The sequence below is a fragment of the Streptomyces dryopteridis genome, assembly GCF_049606955.1.
In the GTDB taxonomy this organism is placed as follows: Bacteria; Actinomycetota; Actinomycetes; order Streptomycetales; family Streptomycetaceae; genus Streptomyces.
This window is the reverse complement of record NZ_CP187113.1, coordinates 2344059-2361503: the sequence shown is the minus strand read 5'-3', so window position 1 is coordinate 2361503 and position 17445 is coordinate 2344059. Positions and strand designations below refer to the sequence as shown.

Here is a 17445-nt window from a genome sequence, read left to right as displayed (position 1 = left end):
GACGGCGGACATGGAGCGACTCGCACGGGAGGACCCGCCGCGCGTGGGTCCCTACGTCCTGTTGGCCCGGCTCGGAGCCGGCGGCATGGGAGTGGTCCACCTCGCCCGGTCGCCGGGCGGCCGGACCGTCGTCGTGAAACGGGTCCACCACGCGCTCGCCGCGCAGGAGGAGTTCCGGGCCCGGTTCCGCCGCGAGATCACGGCGTCCACGCGCGCCGCCGGCCGCCGCACCGCGCCCGTCGTCGACCACGACACCGAGGCCGAAGTGCCGTGGTTCGTCACTGAGTACGTGCCGGGCATCTCGCTGCGTGAGGTGTTCCGGCTCGGCTTCGGGCCGCTGCCGCCCGACTCCGTGCGGGTGCTCGCCGCCGGGCTGGCGGAGGCCCTGACGGAGATCCACGCCGCCGACGTGATCCACCGCGACCTCAAACCGTCCAACGTGCTCGTCACCGTCGACGGGCCGCGCGTCATCGACTTCGGGATCGCCCGCGCCCTCGACGGCGAGAACACGGTGCTCACCGGCGCCGGACTCGTCATCGGCTCGCCCTCGCACATGGCGCCGGAGCAGTTGCGCGGCGAGTCGTTGACGGCGGCGTGCGACGTGTTCTGCCTCGGCACGGTCCTCGCGCACGCCGCGTCCGGCCGGCTGCCGTTCGGGGCGTTCCGGTCCCTGGCCGGGCCGGGCGAGATCCTCGACCGGATCGACGCGGGCACACCCGACCTGGGCGACATCCCGGCCGACCTGCGCGAACTGATCGCGGACTGCCTGCACCGGGACCCGGCCCGGCGTCCCACCCCGGCCGAGATCGCGACCCGCGCCACCGTCCAGCTCCCCGTCCCGACGGACGCGCGCCCCGAACCGTGGCTTCCGGCGCCGCTGTTGGCGCACCTGGTGGCGGAGGTGGCCCAGATCCTGGCCACCGACTCCCCCCTCGCGCCCGGCACCCCGGCGGCCGGTGCCGTGGGCGGCGCGACGGGCGGTCCGGACGCGGGACCGGCGGCGTCCCCGACCCTCACGGCCCACCCACCGGCCCACCACGGTCACGCCGCCCCGCCCCCGGGTTCGGGGGTGGGCCCCGGCACCCGCACCCCGTCCGCCTCTCCCGTGTCCTCGGCCCCCTCCACCCCCTCCGTCCCGGCCCCCGATCCGCACCTCAAGGCCCGCCGGGTCCTGTTCCTCGCCGCGTCCGTCACCCTCGTCGCCGCCCTCCTCGTCGGCGGCACCACGTACGCCCTGATGCGCGAACGGAACGCCGGCGACGACCGGGCCGCCGCGCCGACCCCGTCCCTCTCCGTCACACCACCCGCCGACACCCCCGCCCCGGACCCCACCCCCACGCCCCCGAACCACCGCAAGAGCGCGCCCCCACAACCCCCGTCGTCGGAGCGGACCGACACGGGCCGCCCCTCCGAACCCGACCCGGAGCCCGAGCCGACCCCGACCCCGACCACGCCCCCGAAGTCGACCCCGCCCCGGGATCCGACGCCCGCCCCCGGCACCCTGCCCGCCGCGTTCGAGGGCGAATGGCGGACCCGCGCCGACTCGGGCAACCGCTGGCGGCTCACCCTCAGCCCCGGCGGCGTCGGCGACGCCCTCATGGTCCTGGCCATGTCCGGAGCCGACGGGGTCCTGCTGTGCACCTGGGAGGCGCGGCTCCTCTCGGCCGCCGAAAGCGTTGTGTTCGGCGCCACCAGGCTCACCTGGAAGACGGACCGGGAGGGCACCGGATGCCTCTCCGGGACGGCGTCCAGCCGGCTCACCCTCGACGCCGGGGGCACCGTCCTGCTGCGGGAGCGGCCCGGCGGGGAGCAGTCGCCGGACCGTTACGTCCGCTGAGTGGGAACCCGCCGTGGAGCCCACGCCGCCGATCGGCTGGGATGGGCGCCGTCACCCCGAACAGACGGAGAGAAGGTGCGGCACCGTGCCCGTGTCCGAACAGCGGATGAAGGACGTCCTGACGGCGTACGTCGAGGGCTTCGCGGCCGGCGACGCGGAGGCCCTGATCGGGCTCTTCGCCCCGGACGCGATCTGGGAGGACCCGGTGGGCACGGAACCCCGCAAGGGCATCGAGGCCATCGCCGAGGTCTACCGGCACGCCGCCGCCGACACCTTCCTCACCCTCGACACCGAGATCCGCGCCTCGCACGGGAACGAGGCCGCCATGGCCTTCACCGTCGACACCCGCCACGAAGGGCGCCGGCTGCGGATCAAGGTGATCGACGTGATGACCTTCGACGAGGAGGGCCGCATCGCACGAATGCGCGCCTACTGGGGACCCTCGGACGTCACCGTCCTCGACGCGGACTGAACGCGCCCGCCCGCCGGCCCGGTCCGGCGGGGCCGCCCGCGCGGGTGACCCGTACGGGGCACCCGGGGGTGACCCGCCGCCGCCGGGGGTCGTTGGGCCCGGCATGACCCTGAACGTGAACGTGAACGCGAACGTCAAGCGCGCCCTGACGGCCCTCGCCCTCGGCGGAGCGGCCCTGACCCTCGCCCCCGGCCTCGCCCACGCCGCCGACGGGGACGCCAAGCCGGCCGCGTCCGGCGTCACCGAACGACTGGGCGGCATGGTCAAGCACCCGGGCCAGGCGGTGAAGGACACCCAGACGGCGGTCGGAGTCGTCGCCAACGTCGCCGACAACTCCACGAAGGCCACGGACACCTCCCTCAAGGCCGCCGGCAAGTCCCTGGAGGCAGGCGCCCCGGAAGCCCCCCTCGCCCAGGCCACCCCGGACCGCCCCACCACCTGACCCCACCACCCCACGGGCCCACCACCGCCGGCCGGACGGCGAGCGGATGACGCGCGGACGGCGAGCGGATGACGCGCGGACGGCGGCCGGACGGCGGGCCCGGGGCCGGCCGGACGGTGGGACCGGGGGCGGCCGGCCGGGACGCGGGGGAGCGGGTGAGACGGGGCGGGGGCGATGCGAGGCGGGACCGAGGCAGGGCGGGGCATGGGGCGAGACCGTCGACGCCGCCGCGTGCCAACCCGCCGAACCGACGACACTGAAGCGCCCCACCGAGACAACACGACGCACCGGGTCGCACCACTCCGGCAGGCAGCGCGGGTGCGGGTGGGTTGGTGGTGTGGTGCGTGGCTGGGGTGGGTCGGGTCGCTCCCGTCAGCTCGATCGTCTTTCACCGGCGGTGACGGCTTCAAGGGCGCTCCCTTCGGTCGCGTCGCTGCGCGATGGCGCTGCGCGCCACCCTTGACCCCGTCCCCACCGGCGCAAGCCAACCGCTCTGCCGGCACCGCCCCCTATCCGAAAGAAACGTGCCGGGCGGGGGCACCGGCCCGGGCGAAGGCCGCCCCCTGCCTGCGGGTCGGCAAGTGGGGGCACACCAGCCCGTCCCACCCCGGGCCCGCCAGGTGCCAGACGGCTGGGGCACGTGGCGGCGCACCAGGCCCGGCGATGCCCAAGACGCCCATGCGTCAGACGGCCGCTCGACGTGGCGACACGCCGGGCGGTACGCAGCTGAGCCCGCCAGGTGTCGGACGACCGCCCGTAGCGGCACATCGGCCCGGCCGCAGCCGAGCCCGCCAGGTGTCAGACGGCTGCTCGACGTGGCGACACGCCGGGCGGTACGCAGCTGAGCCCGCCAGGTGTCGGACGACCGCCCGTAGCGGCACATCGGCCCGGCCGCAGCCGAGCCCGCCAGGTGTCAGACGGCTGCTCGACGTGGCGACACGCCGGGCAGGACGCGGTCAGACCCGCCTGGTGTCAGGCGGCCGGGGTTCGTGGTGCACGACGGGCCCGCACGCGCCCGAGACCTCCCGGTGGGTGTGGCGGGTGGCGGGGTGCACGGTCGCAGTTCATGGGACAGACCACCCCAGGCACCCCCGGGCCTATTGCCTGCCGTGGACCAACCCCCGCCCCACACGAACCGTCGAACGGCCACGGTCCCAGGCCCCGGCCCCCCTCCGCCGCCCCTGGGAAAAGCTTTTGACCTACCCGCCGCCGGCAGGCGGCCACCCCAGCCCCACCCAACCGAACCCCGCCCGACAAGCCCAGCCCCATCCCGCCGTACGCGGCCCCACCCGCCCAAAAATCCGCGACGATGGCACCAAACCCCCGCCTGACGGCGGCGCCTCACCATCCAAGGCCCACAATGACCGAAATGCCGGACTCTCCAATCTTTGCTCAAAACACCACCCTGCCGCGACAAACCCGCAGGTAAAAGACTCTGCTCCCCGCACACGCGGGGATGACCCCGGCCTCGCGGTCTGATGCTGCGGACTCTTCGCCTGCTCCCCGCACACGCGGGGATGACCCCGAGCCGATCCAGCCGGTGAAGGAGGTGAGGATCTGCTCCCCGCACACGCGGGGATGACCCCGCTGCTGCTTTCGGACTCCTTGACGCCGTCGTCTGCTCCCCGCACACGCGGGGATGACCCCCTGTACGTCGTGCCGTGCGGCAAGGACCTAAGCTGCTCCCCGCACACGCGGGGATGACCCCGACGGCCTGGTGGACGACGCTGCCGGCCCCGACTGCTCCCCGCACACGCGGGGATGACCCCCCCTTCGCGTGAATTCTGGGAGGCGAGTTGTGCTGCTCCCCGCACACGCGGGGATGACCCCGTCGCCAGTGCTGACGGAGCCGTCGTTGGGGACTGCTCCCCGCACACGCGGGGATGACCCCGGGCCCCGATGGTGAAGGTCCGCCAGGGCTTCCTGCTCCCCGCACACGCGGGGATGACCCCTTGGGTGGGCAGTTCGGGAGCTCGTACCCGCGCTGCTCCCCGCACACGCGGGGATGACCCCACCTCGGCGGCGCCTCGGACGCACACGACATCCTGCTCCCCGCACACGCGGGGATGACCCCAGGGCGCCGTGGGGGGTTTGGGCCTGCTGGTGCTGCTCCCCGCACACGCGGGGATGACCCCGGCAGGCCCTCCAGCCGCCGCCCGCTCGGCGTCTGCTCCCCGCACACGCGGGGATGACCCCTACCCTTGAGGTGGACCGCAGCACATTCAGGTCTGCTCCCCGCACACGCGGGATGACCCCGCCCGGCTGAGCAGGGCACCCTCGCGCAACCCTTGCTCCCCCCGCGTGCGGATGGTGGGCCGGGCTGGGTGGGGTGGTCAGGGCCAGGTTCGGGAGGTCAGGACCAGGCGGTAGCCGTCCGGGTCGGTGAGGGTGATGCCCCAGCGGTCCCAGTACGGGTTGTGTGAGGGGACGCGGGTGCCGCCGTGGGTGATCAGGCGGTCCACGAGGGCCTGGTCCGGTTCGGTGCCCAGGTAGAGGACGAACAGGTCCTCGACCGTCGGCGTCGGGGTCACGGGGTGTGCGGGGTCGCGGGCGAGTTCGAAGTGCCAGCCGCCGCCGGCCGGGCCGACCATCAGGAGGTCGAACTCGCCCGGTTCGTGGCCTTCCTCGCCCGCCGCCGGGGTGCGCCAGATGACGTCGAGGCCGAGGCCGTCCACGTAGAAGCGTTCGGCGGCGGCCAGGTCGGTGCAGGGGCGGGCCACCCGGACGTGTGTCTTGGTGTCGATCATGTGCGGACGGTACGTCCTCGGGGTCGTGCCGGGTCCGGCGGGGTCGCCCCCGCCGGGGTCGGACCTCAGGTCAGGGACCAGGTGTCCAGGGCCACGTCCAGGACGCGCTGGAGCGGACGGTAGTCCTCCACCGGGCCCGTGATGTACATCGCGTACTCCTTGCCGTCGGGGGCGACGAACCCGTGGTTCAGGCCGTACGTCTGCGTGTCCTTCTCCGTCCAGTCGAACTCCCAGCGCGCCGCGTCCCAGCCCCGGAACTCGGTGCGCGAGAGGTCCACGACCCGGTAGTCGTCGAGACGTTCGGCCGTGGCGCTCAGTTCGCGGAAGTGGGCCAGGACCCCGCGCGGGTCGGCGGGGGTGACGCCGATGCGCAGGCGGCCCGTGCCGTCGGGGGACTTGTAGTCGATCTGGCCCGAGGTGCCGCCCGCCGCCCGGTACCAGCCGTCCGGGACGGCGATCGTGAACCCCGCCGGGTCGGAGACGCGGTGGTGGCCGGCGCGGACGGTGCCCGGGTAGGCGCCGCCGGCCTTGCCGTCGGACGCGGGCGGCGGCGGGGGCGTGTAGTCGCTGTCGCGGCTCGCCGCGTCCCCGCCGGTGGTTCCGCCCTGGGCCTGCTGGGCCGCCGCCGTGGCGGTGGGGGGTGTGGTGGGCGGGGGTGTGGGCGTGGGCGTCGTCGGGGGGCGGGAGGACGGGGTGGACGCCGCCGGGGGTCGGGGGTCGGTCTTCGCCTCGTCCGTGCCGTCCGGGGGGCGCAGCCACAGGGCCGCGCCCACGCCGAGGACGAGGCCGACCGCGACGACGGTCGCGATCGCGAGCCGCCGGCGGTGTGCGGGGAGTTCGGGCGGGGGGCCGTGGACCTCGTACGTGCCCGGCAGTTCCCCGTGGCCGGTGACGGGCGGCGGGGGGACGGGGCCGGGGGCGGGCCGCGATGTCAGGGTCGGGGAGACCGCCATCGGCGGGTGCGGTGCCTGCGGTGCCTGCGGGGTTCGGGGCGGGGCGGTGATCGTGATCGTGGACGGGGGCACGGCCAGTGCGTTCGTGTCGCCCGTCTCCGCGATCTCGCGCAGTGCCCGGGCCGTGAGTTCGGCGCCGGGCCTGGCGTACGGGTCCTTCGCCAGCAGTGCCTCCAGCACCCCGCCGAGGGGTCCGCCGGCCCGGGTGGGGGGCGCGGGCGGGTCGGTGAGGATGGCGTTCAGGGTGCTGACGAGGGTGGGGCGCCGGAACGGGCCGTTGCCCTCCACCGCCGCGTACAGGGTCGCGCCCAGGGACCACAGGTCGCTCGCGGGGCCGGGGCGGTTGCCGGAGACGCGTTCGGGGGCGAGGTAATCGGGGGAGCCGACGACCTCGCCGGTGCGGGTGGTGCCGGAGGAGCCGTCGAGGACGGCGATGCCGAAGTCGCCGAGGACGGCCCGGCCGTCGCGGGTGAGGAAGACGTTGGCGGGCTTCACGTCCCGGTGCAGCACCCCCGCGGCGTGCGCGGCGGCCAGGCCGGCCGCGAGGCCCGCGCCGATGCGGGCGGCCTCGCGGGGCAGCAGCACGCCCTCGTCGACGGCCTCCTCCAGGCTCTCGCCGTCGATGAGCTCCATGACGATCCACGGCCGGTCGGCGTGGAGCAGCACGTCGTGGACGGTGATGACGTTCGGGTGGTTGATCTGCGCCGCCGCGCGCGCCTCGCGCATCAGGCGGGAGCGCCGGGATTCGCGGTCGGTGCGGTCGGTGCGGTCGGCGGAGCCCTCGGGGACGTGCAGTTCCTTCACGGCGACGGGCCGCGACAGCAGGGTGTCCTGCGCGCGCCAGACCACGCCCATGCCGCCCCGGCCGAGTTCCTCCTCCAGCCGGTAGCGGTCGGCGAGCAGGCGCCCGCCTCCCGAGTTCCCCGAGTCCTCCGTGTTCTCGCGCCGTTCGTCCGTCGCCATCCCCGCCCCCAGACCCCGCGTGCCGCGTGCTTCGCGCGCCGACAGCGGCGCGACCGTCTGAAGGGTAGTCATATCGCCCGGTTCCGGCCGCCCGCGCGACCGTTCCGTGACCATTCGGGTCCGGTTCCGGAACGTCCCGAACGGCCGTGCGGGGGAGGGGTGTCGGGAGGTTCCGGCGGCGCCCGGGGCTACTTCTTCGGGTGTTCGGCCACCAGCTTCTTGAACTGCTCGCCCGTGATCGAGTCGATGCCCTTGCCGGTCAGCACGTTCACCTCGGTGCCGTTGACCTCCACGGCCGGGGTGCCCTTCTTGCCGCTCTCGTAGAACGCCTCGGAGACCTTCTCCACCCACGGCATGTAGGTGAGTTCCTTGACGGCCTTGTTGAACTCGGGGGTCCGCAGCCCGGGCACCTCGTCGGCGAACTCCAGCAGTTTGGCCGTGGAGCCGAAGGTGTCGGTGGTCTCCTGCTCGGGGTGGTTCTTGTAGAGGACCTGGAGGTAGTCCATGAACTTCTTCGGGTCCTCGTTCACGGCCGCGCCGAGCGCGTTCAGGGCGCGCTTGGAGCCCTTGCCGCCGAGGCTGCCGTCGAGGAACGTCGCGAAGTGGTACTCGACGCGGTACTTGCCGGCGTCGGCCTCGTCCTTGAGGGTCTTGCCGAGGCCGATCTCGACGCCGGCGCAGAACGGGCAGCGCGGGTCGAGCCAGACGGAGATCCTGTCCTTGGCGTCGGGCTTGCCGTAGCCGACGACGACCCCGTCCTCGCCGCTGGTGTTCTTCGGCTGGACGAACGGCTTCTTCGCGGCCTCGGCGTCCGAGCCCGAGTCGGAGCCGTTGGACTTGGCGACCCACAGGCCCACGCCGGCGGCGATGCCGAGGGCGGCCACGAGGGCGCCGCCGATGATCAGCCGGCCCCTGACCTTGTTGCGCCGGACCTGGGCCTCGCGCTCGGCTTGGAGGCGGGCGCGGGCGGCGCGCTTGTCGTCGTTCTTCTTCCCGGCCATCGCGGCGGGGCTCCTTTCGACACGGGCCCCCCGGTCCACCTCGCACTTTAGGGTACGGGCGGGGGGTACACACCCGGGTCTTTCGGTGGAATTCGGACGGGCCGAAGGTCTCTGGTCGCGGTGGAGTTGTGAAGGAATTCGGGGCATCGATCGAACGGAACGTCACATCTGGGTTCCGGGGGCGCCTTACGCCGACCCGACCTGGTAGACAGGACATGCTCATGATTCGTCCGACCGGGTGAGAGTCGCTCGCTCCGGTCACCCCGGGGGGAACACCGCGCCGTGAAGCCGCTTCAGCGCCAGCTCGTCAGCACCTCGCGCAAGGTCCTGTGCACGGCCGCGCTCGCGGCCAGCCTGACCACCGCCGCGGTCGCCGGCACGCCGGCCGCCGGTGCCGGGACCCTCGGGCCCGGGGGCGGCGGGGGCGGCAACGGGGCCGGTGACACGGGCGCGGACGCCGGCAATCCGCAGGCCGGCGAACGCGGCAACGCGCGTCTGGACCTCCCCGACCTGGTCGCCGACCCGCCCGTGGCCGCCGGCGGCGGGGCGGTGCCGGCCGGCGCGGCCGGCATACCGGCCACCGCCCTGGAGGCGTACCAGCGCGCCGAGCGCGCCGTGAAGGCGGCGCTGCCCGGCTGCAACCTGCCGTGGCAACTGGTCGCGGGCATCGGCAAGATCGAGTCCGAGCACGCGAGCGGCTACGGCCTGCGGCCCGACGGCAGCACCGAGCGCCCGATCCGCGGCCCGAAGCTCGACGGCAACGGTTTCGCGAAGATCCTCGACACCGACAAGGGCGAGTGGGACGGCGACGCCGAGTACGACCGGGCGGTCGGCCCGATGCAGTTCATCCCGTCCACGTGGAAGCAGTGGGGCGCGGACGGCAACGGGGACGGCAAGCGCGACCCCAACAACATCTTCGACGCCGCGCTCGGCACCGGCCTGTACCTGTGCGCGGGCGGCAAGGACCTGGCGAAGGCCGAGGACCTGGACAAGGCGATCCTGTCCTACAACCGCTCGCGCAAGTACGTGAACGACGTCACCGCGTGGATGCGCAAGTACCAGGAGGGCGTGGCCGGGGTCCCGAACCCGGGCGCGGGCAATTACCCGCCGGCGACGACCCCGCCGGTCCCGCCGACCACCGGCACGGGCGGCGGTGTGGTGACCCCGCCGCCGGTGACCCGGCCCACGACGCCGACGACGACGCCCACGACGCCCACCAGGCCCCCGACCACCCCGCCCACCAAGCCGCCGACGACCCCGCCGACGACTCCGCCCACCACCCCGCCGACGAAGCCTCCGGCCACCCTCTCCGAGCTGCGGGTCGTGGGGTCCACGAAGCTGTCGGCCGAGGCGGGCGAGCGGTTCGCGGCGGACGCGGTGCGGGTCAAGGCCCTGATGAGCGACGGCAGGCCCGCCGCGAACCACGGGGTGGTCTTCCGGATCACGGACGTGGCCGGCAAGCCGAAGACCTCCGTCACCTTCGAGGGCGGCGACCGCACGGCGGGCGTCACCACCGGTGCCGACGGCACGGCCACGGCGCCCCGACTGGCGGCCGGGACGAAGTCCGGGGCGTTCGTCGTGACGGCCGAGCTGAGCTCGGGCCGGACCTTCACGGTCCGGTACGAGGGCACGGTGACCCCGGTGGTCACGGAGATCCGCCGGGTCGACGCGGGCGCCGGCAAGGCGATCAAGGTCGAGCAGGGCGGCCGGCGCACGGACATCCAGGTCCGGGCCTCGGACAAGAACGGCGCCGGGGTCAAGGGCGCGGTCCTCACCGTCGAGGCGGTCACGAAGGACGGGACCGGCTGGAAGCCGGTGGCGGCCGGGGCTCCGCAGCTGTCGTTCGTGGACGCCGCGGGCAAGCCGCTGGAGAAGCCGCTCGTGGTGATCCAGGACTCGGAGAAGGGCCTGTTGCTGCCGGCCATTCAGGCCCCGGGCACGGACGACCCGACCGGGACGTACTGGCTGCGGGTCACCGCCGACGGCGGGCGGACGCTGATCATCGAGGTCCAGGTCGTCGAGGCCCGTTCGCAGGGCACCGCCGACGCCAAGGACTGAGCCCGCCCCGGCACCCCGTCACCGGCCCGGACCGCCCGCGCGGTCCGGGCCGGCGCGCGTGCGCGTCCGGCGGGCCGGGGTCAGCGGCGGGAGCGGGCTCGGGCGCGGGTCAGGAGGCGGCGCGGGGACGGGGCCAGGGCCAGGGCGATCGCGGCGGTCGAGACCAGGGCCCAGCTCAGCAGGATGCTCTCGGGGGAGCCGCTGAGGCGGGCGATGAGGGCGGCCGCGCCGATGGTGGCGACGGTGACCGGCGCGGTGGCCCAGGCCAGGCGGATGGTGCGGCGGCGCGCGGGGTGCGCGGGGCCGTGGCCGCGGGCGTGGCCGATCGCGCCTTCGAGGACGGCGAGACCGAGGGTGGCGACGGCGAGGCCGAAGGCCATGGTCCAGGCCAGGGAGTCGCGGCTCGGCTTGTTGAGGTCCTCCAGGAAGTACCAGGTGCCGCGGGTCTCGATGGCGGCGGTGCGCCGGTCCCAGCGTTCGATGCGGATCTTGTCGCCGGGCTTGAGGTAGACCGAGGGGGAGCGTTCGGCGTCGGCGCTGAGGGTGGCCTCGGGGTGCAGGAACTCGATCCGGTGCCGGCCGTGGCCGTTGTTGGGCGGGCCGACCTCGGTGACCGTGACCCAGACGGGCAGGCGGCAGGCGGGGGTGGCCAGGGCCTTGCTCTCGCAGCGCGGGACCTTGGCGTACGCCTCGGCGCGTTCCAGGGACTCGCGCTCGCCCCGGATGGCCTGGCTCGCGAGGAGGCCGCCGCCGATCATCATGGCGGGGCCGGCCAGGAGCAGCAGCCAGGTGATGACGGTGCCCAGGAGCCGCCGCCGGGAGCCCGCAGGTGGCACGGGGTGTCCGCCGGGGGCGGGCCCGTCGCCGTGCCCGCCGCTGCCGCCGGCGCCGCCCGTGCCGTCGCCGCCGGCGCCGGTGTCGTGCGGGCCGCCGGGGCCGCCCGGGCCGAGGGCGTCGGGGTGTCCGGGCAGCGGTCGGTGGGGGGATTCCCCGGGGGCCTCGGCGGCGCCGGGCTGCACGGGTACCCGGGGCGGGCGGGGCCCGACGGGTATTCGGGGGTCGGGGCCGGGACCGGGGGGAGCGGCGGGGGTGAGGGTGCGGGTGGGGTGCGAGGGGGGCAGCGCGTGGGACACGTGGGCTTCCGGTGGCCGAGGAGGGACACGGGGGACGCGGGGTGCGTCGGGAAACAGGCAGGAGCCCTGCCCCTCCGCGGAACGGAGAAGCAGGGCTCCTTGGGTGCTGCTCTAGAGTTCCAACCGCGATCGGTTGGCCCGGGCGATTAGGCCGGGGTGACGTTCTCCGCCTGCGGGCCCTTGGGGCCCTGGGTGACGTCGAAGTTCACGAGCTGGTTCTCCTCCAGGGAGCGGAAGCCAGCCGCGTTGATCGCGGAGTAGTGGACGAAGACATCCGGGCCGCCGCCGTCCTGGGCGATGAAGCCGAAGCCCTTTTCAGCGTTGAACCACTTGACGGTTCCGGTAGCCATGAGCCCTCCTATGGGCCAAAGGGTCGCCCTGCTCCAGAACCTGCTAAGAAGTCTGAAAACTACAAAAGCCCGCGGTTACATGATCCGCAGGCCTCGTACTGCAAGGGAAACCAAACTGCAACTTGCGTCGAGCCTAGCATGAGGACTCCGGGGAGTGCCAGAGGGGAAGATCACGTCACTCGGACGTTTGAAGACCCGCGCGGATGCTGACGCGAGTCAGGGTCTAGTGTCGCGATGTGGACGCCAATCGCAGCCGGCCTCGGGTCGGGCACATTCAGTTCCTGAACTGCCTTCCGTTGTACTGGGGGCTGGCCAGGACGGGGACCCTGCTGGACCTGGAGCTGACCAAGGACACCCCGGAGAAGCTCAGCGAGCAACTGGTGCGCGGGGTGCTGGACATCGGTCCCATCACCCTCGTCGAGTACCTGCGCAACGCGGACGATCTCGTGGCCTTCCCCGATCTCGCGGTCGGGTGCGACGGCCCGGTGATGTCCTGCGTGATCGTCTCGAAGGTTCCGCTCGAGGAGTTGGACGGGGCCCGGGTGGCCCTCGGATCCACCTCCCGCACCTCCGTGCGGCTGGCGCGGCTGCTGCTCGCCGAGCGCTACGGGGTGACCCCCGACTACTTCACGTGCCCGCCCGATCTCGGCCTGATGATGCAGGAGGCGGACGCCGCCGTGCTCATCGGCGACGCGGCCCTGCGGGCCTCCCTCCACGACGCCCCCCGGCTCGGGCTCACCGTCCACGACCTGGGACTCATGTGGAAGGAGTGGACCGGACTGCCCTTCGTGTTCGCCGTCTGGGCGGCCCGCAAGGACTACCTGGCCCGCGAGCCGGAGGTGGTCCACAAGGTGCACGAGGCGTTCCTCGCCTCCCGCGACCTGTCCCTGGAGGAGGTCGGGAAGGTGGCCGAGCAGGCCGCCCTCTGGGAGGCGTTCGACGCCGAACTGTTGGAGCGGTACTTCACCACCCTCGACTTCCGCTTCGGCCCCGACCAGCTCGCCGGCGTCCGCGAGTTCGCCCGCCGCACCGGTCCGGACACCGGCTTCCCGGCCGACGTCACGGTGGAACTGCTGACCCGCTGAGCCGCCCCACCCCGCCGGACCCCACCGATCGGGTCCGGCGGCACGGGGGCCGCGCCCAGTCGGTCACGGGGCGGCCGGTGCGCCCGTGACGGACCCCCGCGAGGCCCCGGCGGCCGGCGCCGACGAGCCCGGGGCGGGCGCCGACGAGGCGGCCGGGGAGGCCCCGGCGGCTGGGTCGGCGATGGGCGCGCGCAACTGCTTCGAGATCCACTCCAGTGATCCCTCGCCGAATCCCCGGACATATGTCTTCGCGCTGTGCGCCCCGCCCTGGATCACGTGCAGCCGGGTTTTCACCGGTCCCTTTCCGTAATTCGCGATGAACTTCCGAAGCTTTTCGATTCCGCCCTCCGAGGCGCCGATGTCGAATGCCAGGTACACGTCGGGTCCGCCTTTCGCGAGAAGGGCCGCCGCGAGTTTCTCCGGATTGTTCGCGTCGCGTTCGTTCTCGTGTCCCCGCCACAACGGGGAGTCGGGCTCGGTGTCGGGGCCGGCCGCCACCACGGCCTTGAAGCGATCGGGCTTGCGCAGCACCGAGTTGAGGCCGGCGAAGGCGCCCGAGGACGCGCCGAGGAAGGCCCAGCCGTCCCGGTCCTTGAAGGTGCGGAAGTTGGCGCGCACCAGGTCCGGCACGTCCTCGGTCAGCCAGGTGCCCATCTTCGGCTGCCCGGGGATGTCCGCGCCGTCGTAGTAGTGCTTGGAGTCCGGGTTCAGCACCGGCATCACGATGATGAACGGCAGGCTCCGGCCCTGCTTCGACCACTCCGTGACCCGCTGTTGCAGCTGGAGGTCGCCGCCGATCCAGTAGTTGTCCGGGTAGCCGGGGCCGCCGGGCAGGGCCACGAGCACCGGGAAACCGCTCTTCGCGTACGCCGGGTCCGCGTACTGCTTGGGCGTCCACACCCACACCTTGCCGGTGAACCCGGACTTCTTCCCGACCAGCGTGGTCAGGTCGATGGTGGTGCCGTCGTCGAGGGTGGAGCGGGTCCGGAACTCGGCCTTCGGGCCGGTGGGCAGGGAGGTGACCCGTTCCGCCTCGCTCAGGGTCGGGCTCGGCGGGGGCGGGGTGATCGGGTCGGCGCCGGGCACGGCGCCCGAGCGGCTCGCCCCGGACTTGGCGTCGGGTCCGGGGGCGTCGGCGCCGGCGCAGCCCGTCGCGGCGAGGGCCAGGCAGGAGGCCAGCAGGACCGCCAGGGCCCGGGGCGCGGCGGTGGTACGGAGACTCATGCGCCCAAGGTGCCATCCCGTTCGAACAGGGACGGCGCCGGGTCGGCGTGGCGCGGCGTGGCGCCGGTGTGTCGGATGCGGGACGGGCGCACGGGGTAGGGGGGTCGGTGATTCGAACAGGGGAGGGGTGGGGGCGTGCGGGAGAGGGAAGCCGGGGATCCGTACGAGATCGGGCCGTACCGGGTGCTGGGCCGGCTCGGCGCCGGGGGCATGGGCCGGGTGTACCTGGGGCGCGGGCCGGACGGGCTGTCGGTGGCGGTGAAGGTGGTGCACGAGTCCTTCGCGGCGGATCCGGCGTTCCGTCGGCGGTTCCGGCGGGAGGTGACGGTGGCCGGGCGGCTGGGCGCGGACTGGACCGTGCCCGTGCTCGGGGCGGACCCGGACGCGGAGCCCCCGTGGGTGGCCTCCGTCTTCGTGCCCGGTCCGGCCCTGGACGTGGCGGTGCGCCGGCACGGGCCGCTGCCGGTGCGCGCGGTGCGGGCCCTGGGGGAGGGGCTGGGCGGGGCGCTGACGGTGATGGCGGGGCTGGACATGGTGCACCGGGATGTGAAGCCGGGGAACGTGCTGCTGACGGACGCGGGGCCGCGCCTGATCGACTTCGGGATCGCGTGGGCGGCCGACCTGACGGAGGGCCTGACCCACCCGGGCCTGGTGTTGGGCTCGCCCGGGTACATGGCGCCGGAGCAGGTGCGCGGGCAGCGGGTGACAGGGGCCGCCGACGTGTTCGCGCTGGGGGCGGTGCTCGGATGGGCGGCGGGCGGGCGGCCGGTGTTTCCCGGCGAACACCAGGCGACGGTGTTGTACGCGATCGTGCACGAGGAACCGGACCTGTCGGGGGTGCCCGAGGAGGGTGGGCTGCGGGAGTTGGTCGCGGCGTGCCTGACGAAGGATCCGGCGGCTCGGCCGGGGCCGGCGGAGGTGGTGGCCGCGTGCGCGGGTGCGCTGGGGCCGAGCTGGCTGCCGGGGGTGGTGCGGGCGGACGCGCACCGGGCGGCGCTGGACCTGATCGCGTGGGAGGCGGCGGACGACGCGGGCCGGGTCGGGCCGGCCCGCGCCGCCGGCCGGTGCGGGTGAACCGGGCGGCCCGCGCGCCGGAACGGTCGGTGCGCGTCCGCCGACCGAGGTGGCCGAGGGCGGGACCGGCGGGCGGTCCGGGCTCACGGACGTCGTGACCCGGACCGGTGCCGGCGGCGGGACGCGGGAGCCGCGGGTTTCGACGCGGGCCTCGCGCGGCCCGTCGCGCCGCCCCGGTCGGTGCGCTCCGCACGGTGGTGGCGGGTGCCCGCCGCGGGCGCGGTGCTGCTCGCGGTGGGGCTCGGGGTGTGGCTGGTCCCGTCCTGGGGCGCCGGGGACGGGGGCGGGGGCTCCGGTGGCGGTGACGGTGCGGCCGGTGCGGTCCCGGAGGAGTTCCTGGGTACCTGGCGGGGGCAGATCACCGACTCCGACGTCACCACGGGCGCGCTGGAGGTGACCGTCGTCCGGGGCGAGGTCGGGGACGTCGTGCTGCGGTCGAGGATTCGTGTCTCCGGCTCGGACGTGGACTGCGGCGGGCCCGCGCGGCTGCTGTCGGCGATGGGGACGGAGCTCGTCGTGGACGCCTCCTGGCGGCCTGCCCCGTTGCCGGAGTCCTGTCCGGTGGACGGGGAGGTCCGCTACCGTCTCAGCGCCGACGGCACCGTGTTGTCCCGGTCCGCCGATGCCGAGGGGAGGTACGTGGCGGACGGGCTGGTGCGGGTCCCCGCCGAGGGGTCCGCCGACGGGGCGTGAACCGTCCCGGGCCGTGCGGGCCGCACGGGACGTGTCGGTCGTGGGCGCCCCGGCCCGGGGTGGGGTGGGCGGGGGCGTAGGCTGGATCGGTCCGGACGACTTCGTCCCCTCGTCCTCGTCCCCCGCCGAAAGGTGTCGCACCGGTGACCGACCAGGCCGCTCTCCAGTCCGTCCTCGACCGAGCCGCTGCCGGCGGCCGGATCTCCCCGGAGGAAGCGCTCGACCTGTACCGGCACGCTCCCCTGCACGCGCTGGGGGCCGCCGCCGACGCCGCGCGCCGGCTCCGCTACGCGGGGACCGAGCACATCGCGACGTACATCATCGAGCGCAACATCAACTACACCAACGTGTGCGTGACCGCCTGCCGGTTCTGCGCGTTCTACGCCGCTCCGAAGGACAAGGAGAAGGGCTGGAGCCGCAGCATGGAGGACATCCTGCGGCGCTGCGCGGAGACGGTGGAGCTCGGCGGCACGCAGGTCATGTTCCAGGGCGGGCACCACCCGGACTACGGGGTGGAGTACTACGAGGAGCACTTCGCGGCGATCAAGGCCGCGTACCCGCAGCTCGTGATCCACTCCCTCGGCGCGTCCGAGGTCGACCACATGGCGCGGATCTCGAAGGTGAGCGCCGAGGAGGCGATCCGTCGGATCCACGCCGCCGGTCTGGACTCCTTCGCGGGCGCCGGCGCCGAGTTGCTGCCGGCCCGGCCGCGCAAGGCGATCGCGCCGCTGAAGGAGTCGGGCGAGCGCTGGCTGGAGATCATGGAGCTGGCGCACACCCTGGGCGTGGAGTCCACGTCCACGATGCTGATGGGCACGGGCGAGACGAACGCCGAGCGGATCGAGCACATCCGGATGATCCGCGACGTGCAGGACCGGACGGGCGGCTTCCGCGCGTTCATCCCCTACACCTACCAGCCCGAGAACAACCACCTGAAGGGCCGGACCCAGGCCACCGTCTTCGAGTACCTGCGGATGATCGCCATCGCGCGGCTGTTCCTCGACAACGTGGCGCACATCCAGGGTTCGTGGCTGACGGTCGGCAAGGAGGCCGGGCAGCTGTCGCTGCACTACGGCGCCGACGACCTCGGCTCGGTGATGCTGGAGGAGAACGTGGTCTCCTCGGCCGGCGCCAAGCACCGTTCCAACCGGCACGAGATCATCGACCTGATCCGCAAGGCCGGCCGGGTGCCCGCGCAGCGCGCCACCACCTACGAGCACCTCGCCGTGCACGAGGACCCCGCGGACGACCCGCGGGACCACCGGGTGGCCTCGCACATCTCCTCCATCGCGATCGAGGGCGGCACCGCCCACCCCGAGCTGAAGCTGATCGCCTCCTCCTGAGGCGAGGCCCCTCCCTTCCCCCCGCCCGTCGGGCGCCGTGTCGCCGGCGCGCCCGGCGGGCGAACACGTG

The 17445-nt window shown here is 74.1% G+C and carries 14 protein-coding genes and 1 CRISPR repeat array; of the genes, 8 read left to right on the top strand and 6 right to left on the bottom strand.

The features are described 5' to 3' along the window. The first annotated feature begins 10 nt into the window (after positions 1 to 10). From ACN20G_RS09880 to ACN20G_RS09870, 3 genes are all read left to right on the top strand, one after another. Positions 11 to 1837, top strand: coding sequence for a serine/threonine-protein kinase (locus ACN20G_RS09880; RefSeq protein WP_424212365.1), 1827 nt, complete (start codon positions 11 to 13; stop codon positions 1835 to 1837). 85 nt (positions 1838 to 1922) lie between these two features. After that, positions 1923 to 2309, top strand: coding sequence for a nuclear transport factor 2 family protein (locus tag ACN20G_RS09875; RefSeq protein WP_424212364.1), 387 nt, complete (start codon positions 1923 to 1925; stop codon positions 2307 to 2309). A 103-nt stretch (positions 2310 to 2412) separates the two neighbouring features. After that, entirely contained in the window at positions 2413 to 2751 is a 339-nt protein-coding gene (locus ACN20G_RS09870; RefSeq protein WP_424212363.1) for a hypothetical protein, read from the top strand. Between the two features lie 1435 nt (positions 2752 to 4186). Continuing rightward, positions 4187 to 4947: direct repeats of the CRISPR family, unit length 29 nt; unit sequence CTGCTCCCCGCACACGCGGGGATGACCCC. A 137-nt stretch (positions 4948 to 5084) separates the two neighbouring features. On the opposite strand, the gene ACN20G_RS09865 is transcribed toward ACN20G_RS09870, so the two are convergent. From ACN20G_RS09865 to ACN20G_RS09855, 3 genes are all read right to left on the bottom strand, one after another. After that, positions 5085 to 5498 (bottom strand): VOC family protein, encoded by a 414-nt coding sequence (locus tag ACN20G_RS09865; RefSeq protein WP_424212362.1) that lies wholly within the window; start codon positions 5496 to 5498, stop codon positions 5085 to 5087. Positions 5499 to 5563: 65 nt separating this feature from the next. Further along, positions 5564 to 7414, bottom strand: a complete 1851-nt coding sequence (locus ACN20G_RS09860) for a serine/threonine-protein kinase (protein ID WP_424212361.1) — start codon at positions 7412 to 7414, stop codon at positions 5564 to 5566. 188 nt (positions 7415 to 7602) lie between these two features. Continuing rightward, complete coding sequence (locus tag ACN20G_RS09855) at positions 7603 to 8415, bottom strand: thioredoxin domain-containing protein (RefSeq protein ID WP_424212360.1); 813 nt, start codon at positions 8413 to 8415, stop codon at positions 7603 to 7605. 282 nt (positions 8416 to 8697) lie between these two features. On the opposite strand from ACN20G_RS09855, the gene ACN20G_RS09850 reads away from it, so the two are divergent. Further along, positions 8698 to 10473 carry a lytic transglycosylase domain-containing protein gene (locus tag ACN20G_RS09850; RefSeq protein ID WP_424212359.1) on the top strand — a complete coding sequence of 592 codons (1776 nt, stop codon included), beginning with the start codon at positions 8698 to 8700 and terminating at the stop codon, positions 10471 to 10473. An 80-nt stretch (positions 10474 to 10553) separates the two neighbouring features. Here ACN20G_RS09850 and ACN20G_RS09845 read toward each other — a convergent pair whose 3' ends face one another. After that, complete coding sequence (locus ACN20G_RS09845; RefSeq protein WP_424212358.1) at positions 10554 to 11606, bottom strand: hypothetical protein; 1053 nt, start codon at positions 11604 to 11606, stop codon at positions 10554 to 10556. Positions 11607 to 11752: 146 nt separating this feature from the next. Continuing rightward, positions 11753 to 11956, bottom strand: coding sequence for a cold-shock protein (locus ACN20G_RS09840; RefSeq protein WP_112451444.1), 204 nt, complete (start codon positions 11954 to 11956; stop codon positions 11753 to 11755). A 236-nt stretch (positions 11957 to 12192) separates the two neighbouring features. On the opposite strand from ACN20G_RS09840, the gene ACN20G_RS09835 reads away from it, so the two are divergent. Further along, positions 12193 to 13041, top strand: a complete 849-nt coding sequence (locus ACN20G_RS09835) for a menaquinone biosynthetic enzyme MqnA/MqnD family protein (RefSeq protein WP_424212357.1) — start codon at positions 12193 to 12195, stop codon at positions 13039 to 13041. Between the two features lie 63 nt (positions 13042 to 13104). On the opposite strand, the gene ACN20G_RS09830 is transcribed toward ACN20G_RS09835, so the two are convergent. After that, a complete protein-coding gene (locus ACN20G_RS09830; protein WP_424212356.1) occupies positions 13105 to 14265 on the bottom strand; it encodes an alpha/beta hydrolase in 1161 nt (386 codons plus the stop codon). Between the two features lie 135 nt (positions 14266 to 14400). On the opposite strand from ACN20G_RS09830, the gene ACN20G_RS09825 reads away from it, so the two are divergent. The 3 genes from ACN20G_RS09825 to mqnC all read left to right on the top strand — a co-directional run bounded on the left by ACN20G_RS09825 (position 14401) and on the right by mqnC (position 17375). Continuing rightward, positions 14401 to 15339, top strand: a complete 939-nt coding sequence (locus ACN20G_RS09825) for a serine/threonine-protein kinase (protein WP_424212355.1) — start codon at positions 14401 to 14403, stop codon at positions 15337 to 15339. 204 nt (positions 15340 to 15543) lie between these two features. Then, complete coding sequence (locus ACN20G_RS09820; protein ID WP_424212354.1) at positions 15544 to 16032, top strand: hypothetical protein; 489 nt, start codon at positions 15544 to 15546, stop codon at positions 16030 to 16032. A 143-nt stretch (positions 16033 to 16175) separates the two neighbouring features. Then, complete coding sequence (gene mqnC / locus ACN20G_RS09815; protein WP_424212353.1) at positions 16176 to 17375, top strand: cyclic dehypoxanthinyl futalosine synthase; 1200 nt, start codon at positions 16176 to 16178, stop codon at positions 17373 to 17375. Positions 17376 to 17445 lie beyond the last annotated feature (70 nt).